This is a genomic window from Terriglobus albidus, assembly GCF_025685425.1.
GTDB lineage: Bacteria > Acidobacteriota > Terriglobia > Terriglobales > Acidobacteriaceae > Terriglobus > Terriglobus albidus.
Window position 1 is genome coordinate 188559 of record NZ_JAGTAS010000050.1, and the last position, 6000, is coordinate 194558.

3 protein-coding genes are annotated in these 6000 nt (G+C 55.7%); all 3 read right to left on the reverse strand.

The window, feature by feature from the left end:
* Positions 1-142: 142 nt before the first annotated feature.
* Positions 143-955 carry an Ig-like domain-containing protein gene (locus tag OHL21_RS10435; RefSeq protein ID WP_263417206.1) on the reverse strand — a complete coding sequence of 271 codons (813 nt, stop codon included), beginning with the start codon at positions 953-955 and terminating at the stop codon, positions 143-145.
* An 11-nt stretch (positions 956-966) separates the two neighbouring features.
* A complete protein-coding gene (locus OHL21_RS10440; RefSeq protein ID WP_263417207.1) occupies positions 967-5580 on the reverse strand; it encodes a beta strand repeat-containing protein in 4614 nt (1537 codons plus the stop codon).
* Between the two features lie 200 nt (positions 5581-5780).
* Positions 5781-6000: transposase (locus OHL21_RS10445; RefSeq protein ID WP_263417208.1), on the reverse strand; the 220-nt coding region annotated here is incomplete at its 5' end.

Consider the following 6000-nt stretch of genomic DNA (forward strand, 5'->3'; position numbering starts at 1 on the left):
TCTCGTTTCCGATAGGAAATGAAGGGCTGAAGGCCCGCTCCATAATTCCGCAGTGTCGAATTTCTCGCTCCATCGTAGCTAAACAGAAGCGGGATTCAGCTCTGGCTGAATCCCGCTTCTGTATTGATGCCGCAGGTTCTGTCTACGGCTCGATAACGATGGAGAAGTTGAAGGACTGCGTCGATCCACCATTCGCCGTGGTCTGAGCATTGATCGTGACGGTCTGCTGTCCTGTTGCAGCTAAGTTGGAGCTGGTGGTAGGGCTACCACCGCATCCGCTTGTGGGCATCAGTAGCATTACGCCGAATAGCACCAGTAAGCCACGCTGCACTATCCGGCGTCGACGAAAGCCGAAGGCGAGCAAGGGCAATGCGAGGATCGATGCCACACGCAGGCTTGAACTCGTTCTAAGAGCGGCTGAAGTCGTGCGCGTGCTGACCGTAATCGTTGTGGTCTGCGGCTGATTATCTCCATTGAAGGTCAGCGTCGCGGGAGCGAAGCTGCAGGAGACGCTGGAGGGCAGATTGCCGCAGGAGAAGTTTAATGCGCCGGTGTAGTTGCCGGTCGGCGTCGCAGTAATCGTCGCTGTGCCACTCTGCCCCTGTTTGATGGTCAGCGTTGTTGGATTGGCTGCAAGGCCGATACCGAAGAGTACGACGGTTTCATTGAAGGCAGCCGATGTAACGGTATTGAAGTTCGCGTCGCCTGTGTAAAGCGCGGTGATGGTGTGAACTCCAGTGCTGGAGAAGGTAGTGGTTACGCTGGTGGTGCCATTGATTAAAGTCCCGGTTCCCAGCAACGAGGTTCCTTCATAGAAGCCAACGGTCCCGCTCGGCGTTCCGTAAGACCCGGCCAGCGTTGCACGGAAGGTCGTGGCTACTCCGGTGCCAACACCGATCGTGATCGGCGATGTTTGGGCGATCGTGATCGAAGGCGTCGCCTTGTTTACGACCAACGTTGTCGAGCCTATAGCGCCGCTGTAGTTTGCGGTGTCAGTCGGGTGAAGGTCGTCGAGAGCGTCTGAGAGCCGGCGTTGAGGATCGCGCCCGCGGCCGGTGAGTAGGCGAAGGCACCGGCTGTCGCGCTGGTTGCGTTCAACTGGGTTGCTGAGAGTGCTGTTCCGTAGGTTATGGCCGCCGGCGTTGCCCATGTGATCGATGGCGTCACTTTGGCGACAATCTCACTGAATGGAGACGATGTGGCCGAGTTGAAGTTGGTGTCACCGGTATAGATTGCGGTGATGAGATGAGTCCCCGCGGTAGAGAAGCTGGTAGTCAGGTTTACCGATCCACTGGCTAAGGTTCCCGTACCGATCGAGGCGGTTCCGTCATAGAAGGTAACCGTTCCCGAAGGTGTTCCATAGCTTGCAGTGATTGTTGCCTGCAGCGTCACGCTCGCGCCTGCGTTGGGTGTCCCGGATGACGCTTGTGTCACGGTCGTTAACGGAGTGGCTTTGTTGACCACAACGGTTGTGGTTGCGGTAGCGCTGTTGTAGTTGGCACCATCTGCCGGTGTAAAGGTTGTGGAGAGTGTCTGCGATCCTGCACCGAGCACCGTTCCTGCAGCCGGTGAATAGACAAAGCTGCCTGCAACGGCAGTGCTTGCGTTCAGCTGTGCTGACGAAAGTGCAGTTCCATAGATGATGGCGGATGGCGTGGGCCAGGTGATAGCCGGCGTACCTTTACCTACCGCTTCGTTGAAGACCGGAGAGGTTATGGTGTTGAAGTTGTTGTCTCCCCGATAGGTGGCGGTGATGGAGTGATTTCCTGTCGTGGAGAAGGTAACAGCGGCCGTGGCAACGCCGTTGGTGAGCTGTGTGCTGGCGATCTGCGTGCCGCCGTCGTAAAACACAACGACGCCACTGGGGGTGCCATAAGTTGTTGTTGCCGTTGCCTGCAGTGTCGTGCTGAGGCCGACGGATGTTCCCGGCGAGTCCGGCGACGTCTGGGTCACGGCAAGCGTTGGATTCGCTTTGTTCACCGCGACGACCGCTTGCGCGCCGGTGACGTTATAGGTCACGTTGTCGGTAGGAGTAAAGGTCGCGTTGAGAGTGTGGTTGCCGACGTCCAGAATTGTTCCCGCAGTTGGTGAATAGGTGAACGTTCCGGGTACAGGTGTATTGACAGTACCCGGGGCTGTGGCCGTTGCATTCAGTTGCGTTGACGAAAGCGGCATCCCGTAGCTGATGGCGCCGGGGGACCAGGTGATCAAAACCGGGGCATGATTGACGTTCACGGTGACTGGAGTACTTGTCGTCGGCTTGAGGTAGCTATCTCCAGAATATTTAGCCGTAATCGAATGCGCTCCGGGCAGGAGACCGGCCGTCGTTACCGTTGCACTTCCCTGCGACAACGTGCCAGTTGTTATGTAGGAAGAGCCGTCGTAGAAGTCTATCGACTCAGAATCTGTGGGATGGTTGTTATCGTACGGTGACAACGTGGCTGTCAGGCTGATCTGGGAACCATAGTCAACCGGGTTGGGATTGACGGAGAGTGTCAGTGTCGCTGTGTCGCGAGCCCACAGCAGGACAGACGATGTAGAGGTCGCGTCCATATAGTTCACATCGCCGGGGTACGAAGCGATGACGGTATGATTGCCGCTCGGTGGAGCGGACACGCTCAGCCCCGTGGCTATCGCAGAGGCGACGTTGTGTGCTGAATAGAGAACGATGGAGGTATTTGTGCCGGGCGGAACTGGGACGTTCTCCTGGAACGCCGCGACATCGGAGGCGCCATCTCCATTAAAGTCCGGCAGGTAGGGAGGAATCGCGTCGAGCAATGTTGCTGTGGATGACGACCCCGACAGCGTTACGTTTTTATTCGCGAAATGCCCCGTACCATCGCCATAAGCCACGACGAGATAGGAATAACTGGTGGGGAGATCCAGCACAACACCGACATCCCTTTTCCCATCGCCATTGAAGTCTCCGGTAAAGTATCTCGGATGTCCCAGGTTACTGACTCCCGCGTCGAGATCGACGGCAATCGGCGCCTGGAAGGTGCCGTCGCCATTGCCCAGCATCAGTGCATTGCCAGTCGTAAAGACATCAAGCTTTCCGTCTCCATTGAAATCAGCGACCAATGCCCCAGTCGCGTAGCTGGAAGGAGCGGAGACCGTGGTGAAGGTGCCATCTGCCTGCCCGAGAAATACTCCATTGGGGCCAAACAGGTCTGTCCTTCCGTCACCGTTGAAGTCGCCCGCAAGTTGCGCCACGATCGAGGTGGTTACGCCACTTTGGAATGTCCCGTCTCCATTGCCGAAGAAGACCTTTCCTGTCGTGCCGTTGTAGAGATCCTGTTTTCCGTCGCCATTGAAGTCGCCTGCGAGGATGGGCGAGACCATGTCGCTGCTATCGGAGATCGAAGACGACGGTAGAAATGTCCCACTCCCAGTGCCTAGAAATACCGTCATCGAATTCTCGTAGGCGACAACAACGTCGAGAATCTGATCGGAATTGAACTTCGCAACCGCGTATGGATATGTGCTCCATCCGCTTGTGGACAAGCTGCCAGTGAACGTCCCGTCTCCGTTGCCATGCAGAACCGTGGGCGAGCCGTCAATACTTAACAGATCTTGTTTTCCGTCGCCATCAAAGTCAGCGGCATACAGAATCTGCGTTTCCGCGGTGCCGAGCTGCGTCGTGTTTACAGTCTGAAGCTTCGGTGTAACAGCGCCGAAGGTGGCGGTACCGATGACAGCGTTGTTATTTGAGGTATCGATAAAGCTGACGTTTCCAGTTGGAGTGCCGTTTACCGATGGAACAGCAAGGTCTGCTTCCAAGGTGTAGTTGTCTGGCGTGCCATAATTCATTGAAAGCGAAAGGGTTCCGATAATGCGTGCCCGTGGACCTACGACCAGCGTCACTGTATTACTGGTGGCGGCGGAAAAATAACCGTCGCCAGCGAATGTAGCCGAAAGAGTATGTGTTCCCTGGCTGAGGGTGCGTGTCGTCAACTGCACGACACCGGAAGAAGAGGGTGCAAATGATCCGAGACTGGTTGCACCGTCGTACAGCGTGACCAGGTTATTGCTGCAGGAGTGGCCGCCGGAGGAGCACGGTGAAACGGTTGCGGTGATGTCGACCGGCTCATCGTACGCCGAGCTCGCTGGTGTGACGTTCAGACTTAATGTGGTCTGCGCCGAGCTTCCCTGAACATTCGTTGTCGACGAAGTGGCTGCGCCATAGTTCGTGTCGCCGGCATAGACAGCTTTTACGGCGTGGCTGCCACTTGGCGAGAAAAACGCGCTCGCAGCGGAAGTGGTGAATGTGGACAAAATCGATACGGACAGGACCGTGCTCGATCCAGCAGAGGGCGTAAGCGCCAAAAGGCCCTTTGCGCCGCTCGAGTTGAAGTCTCCGATGAGTGCAGCCGAAAAGGGTGCTGAATCCGGTGTTTGCGCATTGTTGCCAATTGAATAGACAACTTTGGAGAAGCTGCCATCAGTTTGGCGGGAAAATATGCTGACTATCGTATAGGCGGTCCCGAACATAGCATCTTGACTGTTCATAACGGCTGAACCCAGAAGCACAAATTCATCGCTGCCATTTCCATCGAAATCGCCAACCGCAAGGGAGCCATAGCTCCATGAAAACCAACTCGCGGTAGGAACTACATCGAAAGTGGTCCCCGCTTGAAAGGTCCCATCGCCGTTCCCGAGATAGAGGGTCGCTGAATTGTTAAACGTATATGCAAGAATGTCGAGTTTGCCATCGCCGTTGAAATCGCCGGGTTGCCCATCAACGCTGCTCGTGAGCGTGACCTGTTGAAAGATTCCGTTATTTTGTCCCAGAAGGACAGTGGAACCCCCGGCGATGTCAGTGATGCCGTCACCATTGAAGTCGCCGACAGCATATCCGGTAGCTAGTTGAGATGCGATTGCGGACCCGAAGGTGCCGTCGCCGTTGCCTGGATAAAGGCTTCCCGACGAGCTGTTGTAAAGATAAAGATAAAGGTCGAGTTTGCCGTCGCCGTTGAAGTCTCCAGAAACTACGGAGGTCGCGGAAAAAAGAACCACCGGCGCCTGGAAGGTTCCGTCGCCATTCCCGAGGCGAAGCGATGTTGTGTCTGCAGCGTCGTTTGCGACGATCAGGTCAAGCTTTCCATCGCGATTGAAGTCGCCGACGACAAAGGCGTCGGTTGTTGCCGATTGCTCGACCTGTGCCGTCTGAAAGGTTCCGTCGCCATTTCCTTTGATGAAGTTCAGATGGAACGATGAGTCGATCAGAAGTACATCGAGCTTTCCGTCACCGTCAAAGTCCTTTGCAACTGCAGCGTATATCGTCGTGTTGCCGCTGAGGATGCTTGGTGAGGAAATATGACCGACTCCAGGGCTAGTACTGACGCTCGCAAATGGTGCGGATGCAACCGTCGCATTGGAATAGGTCGTATCCTGAAACGTCACATTTCCAGAAGGCGCATGGGAGACCGCGTGGGTGGTGACATACTTCGCCGTGAGAGTGTAACCGCCGGGACCACCGGTTGCGCTTACGGTGAGGGAACCTGCTGAGGGTTGTGCCGAAAGGGCGCATGGGAACACAAGGGTGACTGCGATGCAACCAAGGGCAGCGAGGCGGTTCATAAATTGTCCTGAAAAAGGGGGTTCGTGCAGTTTCAAGTAAAGCGCGACACCAGCGTCAGGTCAACCGCTTTAGTCCTTTATGGCTTTTTTCATCGCAGATGCGGTTCCACGACCATCAATATCAGGTAAAGAAAAACGCGCCCGTCCTTTGTGGAAGCGTGCGCGTTTCGATAGTTATTGACCACTGCATAAATAAAGTCCTATTTGAGAAGAAGAGGGCTGTGTTGCACGAAGGATCGTAGCAGTGTCTGTTTGTGCTGCAAGGATCGGGCGGCGTGTCGAGCTTCAACGGTCAAGTCGTCTATGTCGAAGAAGGCGCGGTTGGCGAGGGGATTCATTTTGGTCCAGGACCAGAGATACTCGACCGGGTTCAACTCAGGGGCATAGGGAGGGAAGAAGGAAGTCCGCAGGCGTTCTGCA

Coding starts and splice junctions, on each gene's coding strand:
- OHL21_RS10440 (WP_263417207.1), bottom strand. CDS start 5,580: ATGAACCGCCTCGCTGCCCTTGGTTGCATCGCAGTCACCCTTGTGTTC.